The organism is Pseudomonas sp. HLMP (assembly GCF_046365545.1).
GTDB classification, from domain to species: domain Bacteria; phylum Pseudomonadota; class Gammaproteobacteria; order Pseudomonadales; family Pseudomonadaceae; genus Aquipseudomonas; species Aquipseudomonas guariconensis_B.
Genome location: NZ_JBDLLR010000001.1, coordinates 2,984,738 through 3,003,516, shown reverse-complemented (window position 1 = coordinate 3,003,516; position 18,779 = coordinate 2,984,738). Strand labels below are relative to the sequence as shown.

17 protein-coding genes and 1 riboswitch are annotated in these 18,779 nt (G+C 65.6%); of the genes, 12 read left to right on the top strand and 5 right to left on the bottom strand.

Annotated features, from left to right (window positions below; genetic code table 11):
• Nucleotides 1-423 precede the first annotated feature (423 nt).
• Nucleotides 424-1,653, bottom strand: a complete 1,230-nt coding sequence (locus ABFA30_RS14040) for an acyl-CoA dehydrogenase (protein ID WP_225789647.1) — start codon at nt 1,651-1,653, stop codon at nt 424-426.
• Nucleotides 1,654-1,794: 141 nt separating this feature from the next.
• Between ABFA30_RS14040 and ABFA30_RS14035 the strand changes: the two genes are divergently transcribed.
• The 3 genes from ABFA30_RS14035 to ABFA30_RS14025 all read left to right on the top strand — a co-directional run bounded on the left by ABFA30_RS14035 (nt 1,795) and on the right by ABFA30_RS14025 (nt 5,647).
• Nucleotides 1,795-2,721 carry a LysR family transcriptional regulator gene (locus ABFA30_RS14035; RefSeq protein ID WP_225789648.1) on the top strand — a complete coding sequence of 309 codons (927 nt, stop codon included), beginning with the start codon at nt 1,795-1,797 and terminating at the stop codon, nt 2,719-2,721.
• Nucleotides 2,722-2,909: 188 nt separating this feature from the next.
• The gene (locus ABFA30_RS14030) at nt 2,910-4,064 is read left to right on the top strand and encodes a cysteine desulfurase family protein (RefSeq protein ID WP_225789649.1); all 1,155 of its coding nucleotides are present in this window, start codon (nt 2,910-2,912) and stop codon (nt 4,062-4,064) included.
• A 110-nt stretch (nt 4,065-4,174) separates the two neighbouring features.
• Entirely contained in the window at nt 4,175-5,647 is a 1,473-nt protein-coding gene (locus ABFA30_RS14025; protein ID WP_368816569.1) for an MFS transporter, read from the top strand.
• A 49-nt stretch (nt 5,648-5,696) separates the two neighbouring features.
• Here ABFA30_RS14025 and nfsB read toward each other — a convergent pair whose 3' ends face one another.
• Complete coding sequence (nfsB, locus tag ABFA30_RS14020; RefSeq protein ID WP_253080317.1) at nt 5,697-6,347, bottom strand: oxygen-insensitive NAD(P)H nitroreductase; 651 nt, start codon at nt 6,345-6,347, stop codon at nt 5,697-5,699.
• 103 nt (nt 6,348-6,450) lie between these two features.
• On the opposite strand from nfsB, the gene ABFA30_RS14015 reads away from it, so the two are divergent.
• Nucleotides 6,451-7,338: a LysR family transcriptional regulator gene (locus ABFA30_RS14015; RefSeq protein ID WP_225789652.1), complete on the top strand. Its 888-nt coding sequence runs from the start codon at nt 6,451-6,453 to the stop codon at nt 7,336-7,338.
• A gap of 17 nt (nt 7,339-7,355) precedes the next feature.
• Here the strand turns inward: ABFA30_RS14015 and ABFA30_RS14010 are convergent, their stop codons facing one another.
• Both ABFA30_RS14010 and ABFA30_RS14005 read right to left on the bottom strand, forming a co-directional pair.
• The gene (locus ABFA30_RS14010) at nt 7,356-8,564 is read right to left on the bottom strand and encodes a sugar transporter (protein WP_225789653.1); all 1,209 of its coding nucleotides are present in this window, start codon (nt 8,562-8,564) and stop codon (nt 7,356-7,358) included.
• 365 nt (nt 8,565-8,929) lie between these two features.
• Nucleotides 8,930-9,526, bottom strand: a complete 597-nt coding sequence (locus ABFA30_RS14005; RefSeq protein WP_253091221.1) for a TetR/AcrR family transcriptional regulator — start codon at nt 9,524-9,526, stop codon at nt 8,930-8,932.
• Nucleotides 9,527-9,619: 93 nt separating this feature from the next.
• Here ABFA30_RS14005 and ABFA30_RS14000 point away from each other — a divergent pair, with 93 nt between their 5' ends.
• On the top strand, nt 9,620-10,222 hold the full coding sequence (locus tag ABFA30_RS14000; protein ID WP_225789656.1) for an NAD(P)H-dependent oxidoreductase: 603 nt from the start codon (nt 9,620-9,622) through the stop codon (nt 10,220-10,222).
• A gap of 25 nt (nt 10,223-10,247) precedes the next feature.
• Here ABFA30_RS14000 and thpR read toward each other — a convergent pair whose 3' ends face one another.
• On the bottom strand, nt 10,248-10,793 hold the full coding sequence (gene thpR, locus ABFA30_RS13995; protein WP_225789657.1) for an RNA 2',3'-cyclic phosphodiesterase: 546 nt from the start codon (nt 10,791-10,793) through the stop codon (nt 10,248-10,250).
• Between the two features lie 179 nt (nt 10,794-10,972).
• Between thpR and lpxO the strand changes: the two genes are divergently transcribed.
• The 7 genes from lpxO (at nt 10,973) to ABFA30_RS13960 (ending at nt 18,728) form a co-directional block, all read left to right on the top strand.
• Complete coding sequence (lpxO, locus tag ABFA30_RS13990) at nt 10,973-11,872, top strand: lipid A hydroxylase LpxO (RefSeq protein WP_225789658.1); 900 nt, start codon at nt 10,973-10,975, stop codon at nt 11,870-11,872.
• Between the two features lie 94 nt (nt 11,873-11,966).
• The gene (locus ABFA30_RS13985) at nt 11,967-12,311 is read left to right on the top strand and encodes a carboxymuconolactone decarboxylase family protein (protein WP_225789659.1); all 345 of its coding nucleotides are present in this window, start codon (nt 11,967-11,969) and stop codon (nt 12,309-12,311) included.
• A 78-nt stretch (nt 12,312-12,389) separates the two neighbouring features.
• Nucleotides 12,390-12,959 (top strand): GNAT family N-acetyltransferase, encoded by a 570-nt coding sequence (locus ABFA30_RS13980; protein ID WP_225789660.1) that lies wholly within the window; start codon nt 12,390-12,392, stop codon nt 12,957-12,959.
• 62 nt (nt 12,960-13,021) lie between these two features.
• Nucleotides 13,022-13,227, top strand: a riboswitch (cobalamin riboswitch).
• A 112-nt stretch (nt 13,228-13,339) separates the two neighbouring features.
• Nucleotides 13,340-15,466: a TonB-dependent receptor gene (locus ABFA30_RS13975; protein WP_410045583.1), complete on the top strand. Its 2,127-nt coding sequence runs from the start codon at nt 13,340-13,342 to the stop codon at nt 15,464-15,466.
• 142 nt (nt 15,467-15,608) lie between these two features.
• On the top strand, nt 15,609-16,775 hold the full coding sequence (locus ABFA30_RS13970; RefSeq protein ID WP_225789662.1) for a DUF1624 domain-containing protein: 1,167 nt from the start codon (nt 15,609-15,611) through the stop codon (nt 16,773-16,775).
• A gap of 39 nt (nt 16,776-16,814) precedes the next feature.
• Complete coding sequence (locus tag ABFA30_RS13965) at nt 16,815-18,158, top strand: OprD family porin (RefSeq protein WP_410046043.1); 1,344 nt, start codon at nt 16,815-16,817, stop codon at nt 18,156-18,158.
• 93 nt (nt 18,159-18,251) lie between these two features.
• Nucleotides 18,252-18,728 carry a hypothetical protein gene (locus tag ABFA30_RS13960; RefSeq protein WP_410045582.1) on the top strand — a complete coding sequence of 159 codons (477 nt, stop codon included), beginning with the start codon at nt 18,252-18,254 and terminating at the stop codon, nt 18,726-18,728.
• Nucleotides 18,729-18,779: the final 51 nt, after the last annotated feature.

Below are 18,779 nucleotides of genomic sequence, written 5' to 3'. Positions count from 1 at the left end.
AGGACCATGCGTCCGCCGGAGAAATAACCCGCGCCCGTACCGATACAGGTTGCGCCCGTGGTGGTGAGGTCGCCATCGACCGCCTGCCCTTTGCCATCCAGACGCATGTGCCAGCTCCTTGTGCTTGATGAAGCCAAGGAACCTAGCAGCTTAGGAAGGGGCTTTTTCCCTGCTTGCGGCGTTATAGACGTTTCCTACAGACAACACAGAATTTACGGTCAACCTGCACCATTTTAATGGCGACGCGGACTCCGCTAGCGACTTACACCAATAGACGATCGATGCCCCTTCGTCTATCTCAGGCAAGCGCTCGCCCCATCGCCAGCAAGCCCACGTTGCTCTGCATGACACACGATTTGTGAGCACCGCAGACCTCGGCGATGGGCTGCAAGGCAGCCCCAAGATGCCAAAGACAGGCTCCAATCAATGCCCGCCGCGCAACATCTCCCGCGGCACGTACTTGCCGATCTCGTACTTGCCAATGGCCGCTCGGTGCACTTCGTCCGGACCGTCAGCCAGGCGCAGGGTGCGCTGCATGGCATACATGTAGGCCAACGGGAAGTCGCCGCTGACCCCTGCCCCGCCATGCATCTGGATCGCCCGGTCGATCACCTTCAACGCCACGTTCGGCGCCACCACCTTGATCTGGGCGATCTCGCTGCGTGCCACCTTGTTGCCGACGGTGTCCATCATGTAGGCAGCCTTCAGGGTCAGCAGGCGCGCCATGTCGATCTCCATGCGCGAGTCGGCGATCTTGTCGACGTTGCCGCCCAGCCGCGCCAGGGGGCGACCGAAGGCGGTGCGGCTCACCGCGCGCTTGCACATCAGCTCCAGGGCGCGCTCGGCCATGCCGATCGAGCGCATGCAGTGGTGGATGCGGCCCGGGCCCAGGCGCCCCTGGGCAATCTCGAAACCACGTCCCTCGCCGAGCAGCACGTTCTCGTAGGGCACCCGCACGTTCTCGAACAGCACCTCGGCATGGCCATGGGGAGCGTCGTCATAACCGAACACCGGCAAGGGCCGTACAATCTTCACCCCGGGCGCATCGGTCGGCACCAGGATCATCGAATGCTGCTGGTGGCGCGGCCCTTGCGGGTTGGACAGGCCCATGAAGATCATGACCTTGCAGCGCGGGTCACAGGCGCCGGAGGTCCACCACTTGCGGCCATTGATCACCCACGCATCGCCGTCGCGCACGGCGGTGGCAGCCATGTTGGTGGCGTCCGAGGAGGCCACGTCCGGCTCGGTCATGGCGAACGCCGAACGGATCTCGCCACGCAGCAATGGCTCGAGCCACTGGCGCTTCTGCGCCTCGCTGCCGTAGCGCACCAGCACCTCCATGTTGCCGGTGTCCGGCGCCGAGCAATTGAACGGCTCCGGCCCCAGCAGCGAACGCCCCATGATCTCGGCCAACGGCGCGTACTCAAGGTTGCTCAGGCCCGCACCGTACTCCGACTCGGGCAGGAACAGGTTCCACAGGCCTTCGGCACGGGCCTTGGCCTTGAGCTCCTCCATGATCGCGGTGGGCTGCCAGCGGTCGCCCTCGGCGACCTGGCGCTCGAACACCGGCTCGGCAGGATAGACGTAGGTGTCCATGAACGCGGTGACGCGCTCGCGCAGCGCCTGGACCTTGGGCGAATAGGCGAAATCCATGAGGGGTTACCTTCAGTCGATGAAGAACATGCAGCAGAGCCTAGAGCACCGGCGCTCCATCCACCTAGTCTATTTTCTATGTGTATAAACATTCATAACCGATATATGATCGGCCAATAATTCCAACAAAGAGCGGCGCCCATGAACCTCAGCAAGGTCGACCTCAACCTGTTCATCGTCTTCGATGCCATCTACACCGAAGCCAACCTGACCCGTGCCGGGCAGATCGTCGGCATCACCCAGCCGGCAGTGTCCAATGCCCTGTCGCGTCTGCGCGAGACCTTCAACGACCCGCTGTTCGTGCGCACCGCCCAGGGCATGGTGCCCACGCCCATGGCGCAGAACATCATCGGCCCGGTGCGCAACGCCCTCGCCCTGCTGCGCACCTCGGTGCAGGAAAGCCGCATCTTCAACCCGCAGCAAGCCAACAAGACCTTCCGCATCAGCATGACCGACCTCACCGAGGCGGTGATCCTGCCAGCGCTGTTCCAGCGCCTGCGCCGCCTGGCGCCTTCGCTGGTGATCGAGAGCTTCCTGTGCAAGCGCCGCGAGACCACCAAGGAGCTGGCCGCCGGGCGCCTGGACTTCGCCGTCGATGCGCCGCTGAACATCGATCCGCAGGTGCGCCACGTCAAGCTCATGCACGACCGTTATGTCTGCGCCCTGCGCCCGGGCCACCCGCTGGCCGACGGCAAGCTGACCCTCGACAGCTACCTGGGCATGACCCACATCCATATCTCCAGCCGCCGCAATGGCCTGGGCTACGTCGACCTGGCCCTGGGCAAGATGGGTGTGCAACGCAAGATCGCCCTGCGCTCGCAGCACTACCTGATGGCCTCCCAGGTGCTGCAGCAGACCGACATGGTGATGACCGTCCCCGAGCGCTTCGCGCGCCGCCACCAATTGCGCCACCTGCCCTTGCCGGTGGAAGTGCCGCCGCTGGAAACCCACCTGTACTGGCACGAGAGCACCGACCAGGACCCGGCCAACCGCTGGATGCGCGAGCAGATCATCGAGCTGTGCGAACGTGTGGTGGCGCAAGAGGAAAAAACCTCGGAACCGACCTGACCTGGCGAACGGTTAGAGATGAACACCTTCAAACAAGAGAAATATTTCCTACAAACAAGACCAAAAATGGAAATATTTTATTAGCCTCCAGAAAAAGAGCGAACAGAAGGCAAAATGCATCCCGCTGCGCCGCGTACGATGGCTCCATCGATCGCCATCCCAAGGCGACAAGCACGGACTCGCCCATCATGCCTAGCGCCCCGCTCTACTTCGACTATGCCGCCACGACCCCGGTCGACGACCGGGTCATCGAAACCATGCTCGCCTGCCTCGGCCGCGAGGCCAATTTCGGCAACCCCGCCTCCCGCGGCCATCACTATGGCCAGGCTGCCAGCGAGGCCGTGGAGCAGGCACGCCGCCAGGTGGCCGAACAGGTCGGCGCCGACCCAGCCGACCTGGTCTGGACCTCCGGCGCCACCGAGTCCAACAACCTCGCGCTCAAGGGCATCGCCCAGGGCGTCGAGCGACCGGGCCACCTGATCACCAGCCAGCTGGAGCACAAGGCCGTGCTGGATACCGTGGCCGAGCTGGAAGGCCTGGGCTGGACGGTCACCCGCCTGGCACCTGACCAGGCCGGCCTGATACGACCGCAGGCGGTGCACTCGGCGCTGCGCGAGGATACCCGGCTGGTCTCGCTGATGGCAGTCAACAACGAGCTGGGCACCGTCACCGACTTCGCCTCCATCGGCGACCTGGTGCGTGCCCATGGCGCCCTGTTCCATGTGGATGCGGCCCAGGCCGTGGGCAAGGTGGCCATCGACCTGGCCCGGGTAGCGGTCGACCTGATGTCGTTCTCGGCCCACAAGGTTTATGGCCCCAAGGGCATCGGCGCGCTCCATGTCGGGCCTCGGGCACGGGCAACACTGCGCGCGCAGATGCATGGCGGCGGGCACGAGCGCGGCCTGCGCTCCGGCACCCTGGCCACCCACCAGATCGTCGGCATGGGCAGCGCCTTCGCCCTCGCCGGCCAGCCCGGCGACAGCGAGCACCAGCGCATCGAGCGCTTGAGCCAGCGCCTGCGCGAGGGCCTGCTGGCCCTGCCGGGGGTGAGCCTCAATGGCTGCCCTACCCAGCGCATTGCGCATACCCTGAACCTGTGCATCGATATCCAGGGTTTCAACAGTGCCGCCCTGGCCAGCGAGCTGGCGCTGTCCTCGACCTCGGCATGCAACTCGGCCAGCAACGCCGCCTCCCATGTGCTGCTGGCCCTGGGGCTGGATGAAAGACAGGCACGCAACAGCGTGCGCCTGAGCCTCGGGCGCTATACGACCGAGGCCGAGGTGGACAAGGCGATCGAGGTTTTCACACGGGTGCTGACGGCAGCCAGCGCGTCGTTGTGGTGAGGGAGGGAGGCGCTGTCGCCGGCTCCCAGGCGGCAGCGTCTCGATGTTTGAACTCCGGCACGGCAGGTGGCTCCATCGGGTAACCACTCTTCGCCAGCGAAGGACCTGCCATGACCACCCGAGCCCTGCGCGAGCCCAGCACCACGGACCAGCACCTTTACGCCACCGATATCCCCGCGCGCCTCGATCGTCTGCCCTGGACCCGCTTCCACACATTGCTGGTGCTCGCCCTGGGCATCACCTGGCTGCTCGACGGCCTGGAGGTGACCCTGGCCGGCTCGGTGTCCGGCGCGCTCAAGGACAGCCCGGTGCTGCGGATGAGCAACACCGAGGTCGGCCTGGCCGGCGGCGCCTACATCGCGGGTGCCGTGCTCGGCGCCCTGTTGTTCGGCTGGCTGACCGACCGCCTCGGCCGGCGCAGGCTGTTCTTCGTCACACTGGCCTTGTATATCGGTGCCACGGCGGCGACGGCCTTCTCGTGGAACCTGGAGAGTTTCCTGCTGTTCCGCTTCCTGACCGGCGCCGGTATCGGCGGCGAGTACACCGCGATCAACTCGACCATCCAGGAGTTCACTCCGGCGCGTTTTCGGGGCTGGGTCGACCTGACCATCAACGGCACCTTCTGGCTAGGCGCCGCCCTGGGCGCACTGGGCTCGGTGGTGCTGCTCGACCCGGCGCTGGTCGGCGGCGAACTGGGCTGGCGCCTGTGCTTCGGCATCGGTGCGCTGCTGGGCCTGTTCATCGTGCTGATGCGCCTGTGGATCCCGGAAAGCCCGCGCTGGCTGATGATCCACAACCAGCCGCAGAAGGCTGAGCGCATCGTCGCCGACATCGAGCGTCGCTACCGTGAGCGTGGTATCGAACTGCCGCCCATCGACCGCCCTCCCCTACACCTGCACGCCCGCGACCACACGCCGCTGCGCGAAGTGTTCCACAGCCTGTTCGTCGATCATCGTCGCCGTGCGCTGGTGGGCCTGACCCTGCTCAGCGCCCAGGCGTTCTTCTACAACGCCATCTTCTTCACCTATGCGCTGGTACTGACCGATTTCTACGCGGTGCCCTCCGAAGACGTCGGCTGGTACGTGCTGCCCTTCGCCCTGGGTAATTTCTGCGGGCCGCTGCTACTCGGCAGGCTGTTCGATGTGGTCGGCCGACGCATCATGATCAGCGGCACCTACCTGGTTTCCGGCGTGCTGCTGACCCTCAGCGGCTACCTGTTCCAGCAGCAACTGATCGATGTCACGCAACAGACCATCGCCTGGATGGTGATCTTCTTTTTCGCCTCCGCCGCCGCCAGCTCCGCCTACCTGACCGTGGCCGAGACCTTTCCCCTGGAGATCCGCGCCCTGGCCATCGCCGTGTTCTACGCCTTCGGCACCGGCCTCGGCGGGTTGCTCGGGCCGACCCTGTTCGGTGCATTGATCGAGACTGGCGAGCGCAGCAACGTGCTGTACGGTTACCTGGTCGGCGCCGGGCTGATGATCGCCGCGGCCTGGGTGCAGGCACGCTGGGGCGCGGCGGCCGAACGCCAGCCACTGGAACAGGTGGCCAGGCCCCTATCGCAGGTGCGTGACCGGCGATAGGTCGCAGGTGACTGATTCTGGGGCGCGGGCGGCCCCGATCAGCCAGGTTTCAAAGGAAGGTGAACACGGCCGGCGCTGGCAGGCGCGACTTGTTCAGACCGGCGTTGAAGTCCTCCTCGCTGCGGTAACCCAGGCTCAGCAGCACCACGCTGGTGAAGCCACGCTCGCGCAGACCCAGTTCGGCATCCAGCACCTTGCTGTCGAAGCCTTCGATGGGGGTAGCGTCCAGCCCATGGGCGGCGGCGCCGAGCAGCGCGGTGCCCAGGGCCAGGTAGACCTGCTTCTCCATCCAGTGCTGCAAGTCCTTCTGGTCGAAACGGTGCAGGTCGACATAGCCAAGACGTGACTGCGCCTGCCCGGCGCGAGCCTGCTCGGTGCGGAAACGGCCATCGGCGGCTTCCTGCTCCAGTACCGCCTGCAGGTGCGACTCGGGCATCTCGGTACGGGCGGCGAAGACGATCACATGGGAGGCGTCGAGGATCTTCGGCGTGTTGTAGGCGAAGGCTTCGGTGCTCCTGGCGATGCGCGCCTTGCCTTCGGCGCTGTCGGCCACCACGAAGTGCCAGGGCTGCGAGTTGACCGAGGACGGGCTGTGGCGCAGTTGCTCGAGCAGCGCGTCGACGGTGGCCTGGGGGATCTTGCGGCTGGCATCGTAGGCCTTGGTGGTGTAGCGACGTTTGGCGAGCGTAACGGTATCCATCGAAGCGGCTCCTTGGGGAGAATGACGTTGCCGGGCATCTTATCTTTCTTTTGAAAAAGAAAAACTGGCACAATGCAGCAACACTTTCACCCCTGGAGTGAAAATGCTGCGTATCACCGATCTGGCGTTGTTCGTCCGCAGCAGCGCCCTGGGCAGCTTCACCGCCGCCGCCCATGAGGCCGGCCTGCTCCCCGGCCAGGTCGCGGCGGCGATCAAGCGCCTGGAGCGCGAACTGGATGTACGGCTGTTCGCCCGCACCACCCGCAGCCTGCGCCTGACCGCCGAGGGCGAGCTGTACCTGCCCACCGCCCAGGGCGTGCTCGACACCCTGCGCCAGGGCCGCGACAACCTGCACGGCGCCCACAGCACCCTACGCGGCGTACTGCAGGTCTCGGCCCCCTCGGATCTGGGGCGCAACATTCTGCTGCCCTGGCTCAGCGCCTTTCGCCGCGAGCACCCGGACCTGAGCCTGCGTTTCTTTCTCTCCGACCAGGTGGCCGACCTGTACCGCGACCCGGTGGACGTCGCCATTCGCTATGGCCTGAACCAGGAAGCCAACTACATCGCCCTGCCCCTGGCCCCGTGGAACCGTCGGGTGCTGGTGGCCTCGCCCGGATACCTGGCCCGTCACGGGCGGCCGCGCACGCCCGAGGAGCTGCAGCAGCATGCCTGCCTGTTGTACCTGCAGCAGGGGCGGATCTACGACAAATGGCGCCTGGGCAGCCTTACCGTGCAGGTGCGGGGCCCCCTGTTCAGCGACGATGCCGATGTGGTGCGGCGCTGGGCACTGGAGGGGGAAGGCATCGTCTACAAGTCCTGGCTGGACGTCAGTGCCAACGTCGCCGCTGGCGAGCTGGAGGTCCTGCTGCCGGATCATCCCGGCGAACTGACGCCAGTGACCTTGGTGTGCCCACACCGCAAGCAACTGTCGCCGGCGGTGTCGCAGTTGCATCTATGGCTGCGTGAGCGTTTCGCCGCGCTCGAGCCCTGAAGCCGCTGTTCCATTAGTCAGTCAAACGGCATTGCGGCCGCCGCACGGTAGCGCTGCACGCTAGCCACCGCCAGCACCAGGCCAGCCAGCGCCACGCCACCGCCAACCAAGCCGATATGGGCCACGCCCAGTTGGCTGCTGACGATGCTGCCCAGCAACGCGCCGCCGCCGATACCGATGTTGTAGATCCCGGAGAACAGCGCCATGGCCACGTCGGTGGCGTCCGAAGCGAGTTTCAGGGTCTTGGACTGCAGCGACAGGCTGAAACTCAGGATCGCCACGCCCCAGACCATGCTCAGGGCGGCGAACAGGTAGAAATTGCCCGACAACGGCAGCAGCAACAGCAGGCAGGCCGCCAGGGACGCGATGGCCGCCACCAGGAAGCCCTGCGGAAAACGGTCGCTGTAGCGGCTGAACAGCACCGAGCCGAACACCCCGGCGCCACCGAACAGCAGCAGCAACAGCGTGGTGCGCTCGCCGCCGATCTGCGCCACATGCAGGGCGAACGGCTCGATGTAGCTGTAGGCAGTGAACTGCGCAGTGATCACCAGCGTCACCAGGACATAGGTGATCACCAGCGCCGGCCGCTTGAACAGGATCGGCAGGCTGCGCAGCGAGCCGGAGTTCTGGCTCGGCAGCAAGGGCAGCGACTTCATCAGGCAGAGCATGGTAGCCAGGGCCACCCCAGCGATGCTGAGGAAGGTGATACGCCAGCCCAGGGCTTCGCCCACCACACGCCCCAGGGGGATGCCCATGACCATCGCCAAGGTAGTGCCGGTGGCCAGCAGGCCCAGGGCCTTGGCCTGCTGGCCGGGCGGTGCCACACGCACCGCCAGCGAGGCGGTGATGGCCCAGAACACGGCATGGGCCAGGGCGATCCCGATACGGCTGACCAGCAACATGGCGAAACTCTGCGACAACCACGACAGCAGGTGGCTGAGGATGAACACCAGGAACACGAACAGCAGCAGGCGGCGCCGCTCGATGTTGCGCGTCAACAGCATCATCGGCAGCGACGCCAGGGCCACCACCCAGGCGTAGATGGTCAGCATCAGGCCGACCTGGGCGGTACTCATGTCGAAGCTGCGGCCGATGTCGCTGAGCAGCGCCACCGGGACGAACTCGGTGGTATTGAAGATGAAGGCCGCCAGGGCCAGGGCGATGACGCTCAGCCAACTGCCGCCACCTGCGGTCGGCGGCAGGGTGGTGGGAATGGGTCCGTTCATGGATGGAAATCTGTTCTCCGCAGACAAGGCGACAGGACGCTCGCCACCTGCCCAGGTAAAAGGCAGGTGACGCACGGTTTGTTATTGGAAGGAATGCCCGGCATGGTACGCGTCCAACCAGGGCCTCACAACCATGACAGCAAGCGCAGTACCATGCCCGCTCAGCCTGGACACACCGCGGAACGTCGCGAGTACTGGCAGCATTACCTGGGCTCGACCATCAGTGCCCTGGACTGTCAGGGCAGCCTATTCGAGGGCAAGCCAGCTCTAATAGAAAAGATCGTCACCCATTGATTTATCAGGGGTCCATGGAAGCCGGATTACCGGATGGGCCGCACAGCGGCCTCAACCACAACTTCCCCTATCTACTGGCGCAGCACCATGGCCACGATGGTCGCCTGTAACTCATCCTTCGCCCGCCCGGCCTCCAACTCCCCCGCCGCCGCAGCCTGCGACAGCGCCTCTGCCGCCCCCACCAGCACCCGCAACCCAGCAGCGCCGATATCCCCCCTCGGCGCGAACGGCGCCAAGGCTTGCCGGCACTTCTCCAGGAACGGCCCCTCGTAGCTCCGCTTGAGCGCCTCCAGCTCCGGCGACCCGGCCAGCGCCGCGGACACACCAGGTATCTCGCGCCCCTGGGTCATCACGCACTCCACGTAGGCCGCGGCGATCACCCCGGCACGTACCTGCAGGCTGGCGGCGCTGACCGCCAACGCCGCCTCGAGCATGCCCGTCTGACGCGCGTCGTACTCCTCGTACAGCGCTACCAGCAATCCCGTGCGGGTTTCGAAATGGTCATACACCACCGGCTTGGTCACCCCAGCCTGCTCTGCCAGGCGCCCCAGGCTCAAGGCGTCGGTGCCCTCGTCGCGGATCAGTTGCCAGGCCACGTCGAGCAATTGGCGGCGCCTCGCCTCACGGGACAGGCGTTTGCGCGGCAGCGGTTTGTCATCGCTTGACATCGATTACCTACCAAAAGTAACTTACCAACAGTAACTTACTACGAGTATATAACGCCGCCCCCACTCACGCACCCTTTCACCTGGAGAACCGCCATGCATGCCCTGATCGTCATCGGCCACCACGACCCAGAATCATTGACCCATGCCCTCGCCCAACGCATCGCCGACGGCCTGGCCAGCGCCGGCCACACGGCCGAAATCGCCGACTTGGCCCGAGAAGGCTTCGACCCCCGCTTCGGCCTGGCCGACCATGCCGTGCATCGTCGCCTGGCCCCACCACCGGCGGATGTGCTCGCCGAGCAGGCGCGCATCGAGCGCGCCGATGCGCTGGTGCTGGTGTACCCGGTCTACTGGTGGTCGCTGCCAGCGCTGCTCAAGGGCTGGGTCGAGCGTGTGTTCAGCAATGGCTGGGCCTTCGACTACCAGGTCAACGGCCCGACCATCAAGAAACTCCAGGGCCTTACCGTGCACCTGGTCGGCGTCGCAGGTGCCGATGCCGGTACCTTCGAGCGGCATGGCTACGGCGAGGCGATGCGCGTGCAAATCGAACACGGCATCTTCGACTACTGCGGTGCTCAGGTACTGAGTTCGAACGTGCTCACCGACAGCGAGGGCCAGGATCCCAAGGGCCACCTGCGCACCGCCTGGCAACTGGGCCAGCAGTTGTTCGAGCCGGCCCGCAGCCAAACAGCATAGGAACCCGACCTTGCTTGCCCATGCCTTAGCCCGTCAGCGACCATTCGGCCAACGGCCAGTAGCGACCCTTGCGTGACTCGTAGAGGGTGAAGTGCCGGACGGCGAGGAAGAACGCCGGTGCCGCCGCGGCTTCCGGCGGCTGGCCACGGAAGTCCCTCGACAGCGTCAGGTGTGGCCGATACTCGCGGACCTGCTCGGCAATGCCCAGCGGCAGCGCCGCCTGTTGCAGGGCATAGACCAGTTGCCGCAGCGCCGGTGGCGTCTCCCCAGGTTCGAGCACCAGCACACCGGCGCGCTGCCACACCTGCAAGCGGTCGAGCAGCAGGCGCAAGGGCGCGTCCGGGCGCGTGAGATTGTCGACCGCAGCGCACAGGGCCGGCAACCGCGCGGCATCCACATCGCCCAGAAACAGCAGGGTCAGGTGGAAGTTCTCGGCCGGTACGGGCCTTCCACTGCGCAGCCCCAGGCTGCGCCGCCACTGGGCGATGGCACGGCGCTGGGCATCGCTGACCGGCAAGGCGAAGAACAGGCGCTTGAAGGGCGCACCGCTGGGGCGTGAATCCTGGGCCATGCATGCTCCTCGATCTGTGGGGCGCCAGCCCCGAGTGTACGCTCACCTCGATACCTGGCAGATGAACCAGGATGAAACGTTTGCGCCTTCCACTTAAGACGGGTGCACAGGCCTGGCACGATTGTTTATGCTGGCGGGCTCAAGCCATGGCGCATGGCCATTTCGACAAGTATCCGTTCATGAAAATCGCACTCGTCCTGATCTTCGCACTCTCGATCGCCTATGTTCACTTGCGCGGTCGGGTTCGCCACAAGCTGACCCGCCAACTGGGCGATCACTCCAGCTTCCTGGCTCCGGTCAACAGCTTCCTGTACCTGTTCTCCCAGCACCCGGCCAAGCCCTACCTGCCGGTCGAGTCCTTCCCCGAACTGCAGCCGCTCAAGGACCACTGGCGGGAAATCCGCGAGGAGGCCCAGCAACTGCTGCACGTGGGCGAGATCAAGAAATCCGACAACTACGACGACGTCGGATTCAATTCGTTCTTCAAGACCGGCTGGAAGCGTTTCTACCTGAAGTGGTATGGCGAGAGCCACCCCTCGGCGATGAAGCTGTGCCCACGCACCACCGAGTTGCTGCAGGGTATCGGCTCGGTCAAGGCGGCCATGTTCGCCACCCTGCCGCCAGGCGCCAAGCTGGTGCGCCACCGTGACCCCTATGCCGGCTCCTACCGCTACCACCTGGGCCTGGACACGCCCAACGACGACGGCTGCTACATCGATGTCGATGGCCAGAAGTACGCCTGGCGCGACGGCGAGGCAGTGGTGTTCGACGAGACCTACATCCACTACGCCGCCAACACCACCGAGCACAACCGCATCATCCTGTTCTGCGACGTCGAGCGCCCGCTCAAGTACCGCTGGGCGACCGCCTTCAACCGCTGGTTCAGCCGCAACGTCATGGCCGCCGCGGCGGCCCCCAACGACGCCAACGACAAGACCGGCGGCATCAATCGCCTGTTCACCCGCATCTACCGCATCCGCGAGCGCGGCAAGGCCCTGAAGAAGCGCAACCGCACCCGCTACTACCTGGAAAAGTGGGCGGTGGTCGCGGCGCTGGTGCTGGTGTTCATCTACATCTGAAGCGAAGACGCTGCCCTGGCCATCACAGCCCCTCCAGAGCCTCGTTCTTCGACTAGCCTGAAAGCTCCTGTCACCACCGAACAAGGTGAAAACCATGAGCATGATGGACTGGGACGCCTACCGTAGGCAGTTGATGGCCGGCATCGGCGATCTCAAGCAGTTGTCCCCCGATACCGTGGCCGGCTACATGACTGCCAGCGGTGCCGGGGCCAAGACCAACCACCTGGATGCCAAGACCCGCGAGCTGATCTCCCTGGCCGTGGCGGTGACTACCCGCTGCGACGGCTGCATCGCCGTGCACTCCCAGCAGGCCGTCAGGCACGGCGCCACCCGTGAGGAAATCGCCGAGGCGCTGGGCGTGGCGGTGGCGATGAACGCCGGTGCCGCGCTGGTCTACTCGGCCCGCGCCCTGGATGCGGTCGGCAAGGCGAGCGACTGAACGCCTCCGGCGCCGCAGCCCTTGCGCGGCGGCGCCGGGCCACCCAGACTTGGCGGCCAAGCCCGTGCAGGAGCCGCCATGATCCACATCCGTCCCATGACCCCGGAAGACTTCGAACGCTTCTGGCCCACCTTCCAGGCCATCGTCCAGGCCCGCGAAACCTATGCCTTCGACCCCGGGCTCAGCGTCGAGCAGGCCCGCCAGCTCTGGCTGGAGCTGCCCCTGCGAACCCTGGTGGCCGAGGCGCATGGCGAGTTGCTCGGCTCGTACTACCTCAAGGCCAACGCCGCCGGCCCCGGCGCCCACGTGGGCAATTGCGGCTACATGGTCGCGCCGGCCGCCCGCGGCCGTGGCGTGGCGCGGCTGATGTGCGAGCACTCGCAAAAGCTGGCACGCCAGGAGGGCTTCCTGGCCCTGCAGTTCAACTCGGTGGTGGCGACCAACGAGGTGGCCGTGGCGCTGTGGCACAAGCTCGGCTTCGAGACCGTCGGCCGCCTGCCCAAGGCCTACCGGCACGCTCGCCTGGGGCTGGTGGACTGCCTGGTGATGTACAAGTGGCTGGCGGACGAGCCGGTGGTGGAGAAGCCCGCCCTGCTGATCGGGCGCAAGAACATCGAGGCCAGGGTATCGCGTCGGCGCGGACGCTGATCGCCCTCCTGGACCAGCGCAAGCTGCATCCGAACGATTGACTCCCCACCCGTTCGGTGGTCAGATGCGCGCCAGTTTCAGGTGTCCTGCGCCGCCGCGCGCAGGGTGAAACGGGAAGCCGGTGCGTCGTTGCCACGACAAGTCCGGCGCTGCCCCCGCAACGGTAGGCGAGCGAACCCTTCGACATACCACTGTGCGCATGCATGGGAAGGTGAACGGTTCATGATCCTCGCAAGCCCGGAGACCGGCCTGGAGCTTTTCGTTGGCAACCCGCGGTGGGCGGGCGCAGGCCGGTTTTCGCGTGCGCGCCTGCGTACGTGCTTGGTCGTCTATGCGTTGTTTCCACCGGGATCCATTCATTCCTGCGACAGTGGAACGACATGTCCCGTATCTCCAAGCTTCATACTCTGGCGGCCTGCCTGGCCGTTTCCCTTCCGGCCCTGGCCGATGAACACGACGGGCCAGTACTGGCCCTGCCCTCCACGGCCATCACCGACACCCGCGACGAACAGGTCGTCGACCTGGCCACGCCGACCCGGGCCGGTTCGCGCCTGAACCTGAGCGCCCTGGAGACCCCGGCCAGCACCAGCAGCATCAGCGCCGGGCAGATCCAGCAGCGTAACAACCTCACCGTGCAAGACGCGGTGACCCGCTCGCCAGGCATCACCTCGGTCGGCACCCCAGGCAACGGCGGCACCGCCCTCTCCGCCCGCGGCTTCACCGGCCACAGCTCGGTGATGACGCTGTTCGACGGCTCGCGCCTGTACACCGGCGCCGGTACCCAGAGCTTCCCGGTCGATCCGTGGATGGTCGAGCGCATCGACGTGATCCGTGGCCCGGCCTCGGTACTCTATGGCGAAGGCGCCACGGGCGCGGTGATCAACGTCATCCCGAAAAAACCCTTCGCCGGCGAAATCCGCAACCACCTGCGCCTGGGCTACGGCTCCTGGGACCGCCAACAGCTCGGCCTGGACAGCGGTGGCAGCCTGAGCGAGCGCCTGAGCTACCGGGTCACCCTGAACACGCAGCAAGGCAACGGCTGGGTCGATCGCGGCGACTCGCGCAACCTGGCCCTCAGCGCCGCTCTGCGCTTCGACGCCAGCGACGACCTGAGCTTCACCCTCGCCCACGAGCGCGGCGATGCCGAGCCGATGAACTACTTCGGCACCCCGCTGATCGACGGCCACTACCGCGACAGCCTGCGCAAGAAGAACTACAACATTCGCGACGACGTCCAGCGCTATCACGACGAGTGGACCCGCCTCGACACCGACTGGACGATCAACGACCACCTCAGCGCCAGCAACCAGCTGTACTACATCAAGAGCCGCCGGCACTGGCGCAACGCCGAGGACTACACCTGGGATGCCGACCGCGGCCAGCTCGAACGCGGCAGTTACCTGGAGATCAAGCACAACCAGGAGCAGATCGGCGACCGCCAGAGCTTCACCTTCGACCACAGTCTGTTCGGCCTGGCCAGCAAGACCGTGGTGGGTGCCGAGTACAACAGGATCCGTTTCAACGTCGACAACAACTCGCCGTACGAAGACGTGGGCGGCGACTACATCGACCCCTGGCAGCCGGCACCGGGCGGGTTCCACAGCCGATCGGCGCTGCGCCCACAGACCCTGTCCACCACCCGCACCTTCGCGCTGTTCGCCGAGAACCGCACCCAGCTCACCGATCGCCTGTCGCTGGTCACCGGTGTACGCCGTGACCAGAACCACATCGATCGGGACAACCTGGTCAGCGACACCCGCAGCGACCGCAGCCTGCAGGGCGGCAACTGGCGCGCGGGCCTGGTCTTCGCGGTGACCGACGAGCTGTCGCTGTACGGCCAGTACTCCACCAGCGAGGACGGGGTCAACAACCTCATCAGCCTCAACCCGACGCAGATGAACTATGACCTGACCGAGTCGAAGCAGACCGAACTGGGCCTCAAGCAGCGCTTCTGGGACGGCCGTGGCGAGTGGACTCTGGCGGCCTACCACATCGTCAAGAAGAAGCTGCTGGTGGACGACCCGGTCACCCACGAGAAGCAGCAAGCCGGCCAACAGACCTCCGACGGCCTGGAGGCGACCCTGGAGCTGGCCCTGGCTAACCAGTGGCAGGTATCGGCCAACGCCGCCGTGGTACGCGCCAAGTACGATGACTTCGATGAAAGGGTCGGCGGCGTTCCCCAGGACCGCGCCGGCAACCGCCCGGCCAACGTGCCGCGCCGTACCGCCAACCTGTGGCTGAGCAAGGGTTTCGGCCAGACCGTGGATGCCGGCATCGGCCTGCGCTACGTCGACGAGCGCTACGCCAACACCGCCAACAGCCAGAGCGTCCCCGGCTACACCGTGGTCGATGCCAACCTCGGCTGGCAGGTGCTGCCGGACGTGCGCCTGGGGCTGCAGTTGAACAACCTGTTCAACCGTGACTATGTGGTGGCCGCCCACAGTGGTGAGCAATGGCTGCTCGGCGCGCCACGGTCGTACTTCGCGACGGTCGACTACAGCTTCTGACCTGAGCGGCTTTCTCCAATTGAGCGGTACTGGGGCTGCTTTGCAGCCCATCGCACAGCCCCCCACCTGAAAAAGCGCTATCGAACCTCAACAAATAGTTATAAGATAACATTTCATCTCACAATCCCTCTTGCCTGCCCCCATGACAAGCGCCTCCCCCACCCCAACCCTGCTCACCCAGCGCCTGCAAAGCATCGACGCCCTGCGCGGCCTGGTCATCCTGTTCATGCTGCTGGACCACGTGCGCGAAACCTTCTTCCTGCATCGCCAAGTCAGCGATCCGATGGCCATCGACGCCACCGAGCCGGCCCTGTTCGCCAGCCGTACCCTGGCCCACCTGTGTGCGCCGGTGTTCGTGCTGTTGACCGGCCTCAGTGCCTGGCTCTACGGCGAGAAGCACCAGGGCCGTGGCGACGTCTCGGCGTTCCTGTTCAAGCGTGGCCTGTTCCTCGTGGCGCTGGAATTCACCTTGGTCAACTTCGCCTGGACCTTCCAACTGCCGCCAAGCGTGATCTACCTGCAGGTGATCTGGGCCATCGGCCTGAGCATGATCGCCCTGTCGCTGCTGGTCTGGCTGCCGCGCGCGGCGTTGATCGCCATCGGCGCGCTCATCGTCGCCGGGCACAACCTGCTCGATGGGCTGCACGTCGCCGAAGGGTCGATGATGCACGTGCCCTGGGCCATCCTGCATGACCGTGGCTGGCTGGCGTTCTCCGAAACCCTTCGCCTGCGCACTTCCTACCCGGTGCTGCCGTGGATCGGCGTGATCGCCCTGGGCTATGGCCTGGGCCCGTGGTTCGCACGCGGCAGCGATGCCGGCACGCGCCAGCACCGCCTGCTGCTGGCCGGCGCCCTCGCCCTGCTCGGTTTCATCGCGCTGCGCCTGCTCAACGGCTACGGCGAAGCGCCCTGGAGCGGCTACCCGACCCTGGTGCAGACCCTGATGAGCTTCTTCAACATCACCAAGTACCCACCGTCGCTGCTGTTCCTGGCCCTGACCCTGGGCTTCGGGCTGCTCCTGCTGCGCGGTTTCGAGCGCGCAGGCCAGGCGCGCTGGATCGGTGTGCTGGCGGTGTTCGGTGCTGCGCCGATGTTCTTCTACCTGCTGCACCTGTATGTGCTGAAGCTCCTGTACCTGGCCTGCGTCGCCCTGTTCGGCCTGAACCAGGGCGACTACTTCGGCTTCGACGGCATCGGTGCGGTATGGCTTACCGCGATTCTGCTGGCCGTGGCACTGTACCTGCCAGTGCGCGGGTTCGCGCGCCTGAAATCCCGTCGCCGCGACATCGCCTGGCTCAAGTACTTCTGAATGCCCGACGCCTCGATCCACCTGTTTTCGCAGCGCTCCATGCCGCGACGCACCGTCCCTGCGCTTCTGGCCAGCGCCCTGTGTGCGCCGCTGGCCTTGGCCGACTCCGCCCAATACCAATCCAAAGGCTTTGTCGAAGACAGCAACTGGCACCTGCTCAACCGCAGCGTGTTCGACCAGCGCGACTATCGCCATGGCGCACGCAACAGCAGCGCACGCAACGCCTACAAGCCTCGCGCCGAACGCAACGGCAAGGCCGAGGAATGGGCCTACGGCCTGATGGGCACCTTTCAATCTGGCTTCACCCAAGGCTTGGTCGGAGTCGGCGTCGATGCCCACGCCTACTTCGGCGTGCAACTCGACAGCGGTGGCGGCCGCGCCGGCAAGGCCCGGCTGCTGGGCGTGGACAACCAAGGTCACCCCAAGAACGAATACAGCCGCGGTGGCGCAGCGGTGAAGCTGCGCGTAGCCAACACCGTGCTGGCCTATGGCGAGCAACGGGTGAAGACCCCGGTGTTCAGTTCCTCCGACAGCCGCCTGCTGCCCGAGACCGCCACCGGTTTCTTCCTCAGCAGCAACGACATCGACACGCTCAAGCTGGTGGCCGGACACTTCAACGAAAGCACCGACCGCCATGCGTCGAGCCACGACCAAGGCTTCGTGGTGAACTACTCCAATGCCCGCCAGGGCGACAGCGTCGACCTCGCAGGCGCGGTGTGGAACCCTGACGCCGCATTCAGTGCCAGCCTCTACACCTCGCGCTACGCAGACACCTGGAACCAGCACTACCTCGGCAGCACCCTCAGCCATGCCCTGGATGACCGACGCAGCCTGAGCCTGGACCTGAACCTGTACCGCACCACCGACACCGGCAAGGCCCTCTCCGGGCGCATCGACAACACCACCTGGAGCCTGGTCTCGCGCTACCGCCAAGGGCCGCATACCTTCAGCCTCGGTTGGCAGCAGGTGGATGGCGATACCCCGTTCGACTACGTAACCCGTGGTGCGATCTTCATCGGCAACGCCGTGCAGCTGTCCGATTTCAACGCCCCCAATGAAAAGTCCTGGCAGGCGCGGTACGACCTGGACATGGGCGCCTACGGAATACCAGGGCTGAACCTGAGCGCCCTGTACGTGCGTGGCTTCGACATCGACGGCAGCCATGCCGACCCCAACGGAGGCTACGCCTACCTGGGCTACGGCAAGGGCGGCAAGCACTGGGAGCGCGACCTGGAGGCGCGATACGTGGTACAGGGCGGCAAGGCCAAGGGCACGGCGTTCTCGCTGCGGCACAACGTGCACCGGGGCAACACCGCGCAGGCGGAGCTGGATGCCGACCAGATTCGCCTGGCCGTCGAGTATCCACTGACAGGTGGATTCTGACAGCAGGCCGCAAGGCCCATCGCCTGAACGAGCCGCCCGATTGATGGTATGGTGCCAGGCGGTCCCCTCCCACCACGCGCCCAAGGCCACCCGATGCCACGCCTTCGCCCACTGCTGCCCTTGCTCTTGCTCGGCGTTCTCGCCGCCTGCGACCAGAAGCCCACCCGTGAAGAGCAGATCCTGGCCAACCTGCCCTTGCAGGAGGCCTACGATCACAATATCGACAGGATGGCCACGTTGCTGACCAAGACCCACCCGCAACTCTCCAAGGACGCGATCGAGGGCGTGCTGCGCAAGCACCTGACGGTGCAGGACCAGCGCCAGGACCTGTTCAAGCTCTACAGCGAGAAGCACTTCGACGATGCCGAGTTCGACACCATCGTCGCAGCGACCCACGACCCCGTGAAGGCCAGGGCGCTGAACGAAACCGAGGAAGGCCAGCGGCTCAGCGAGAAACTGACCCGCCTGATGCGTGAAAGCGCCAACGATGAAAAGGCCCAGGCACGGGCCCAGGAACGCATGCAGCAGATAGAGGAAGACCTGGCCGGGCTGGAGACAACCGACGACTGATACGACACTGCGCGCAGCCCTGCGCTGTACCGATAGCCGCCATCCCTCATA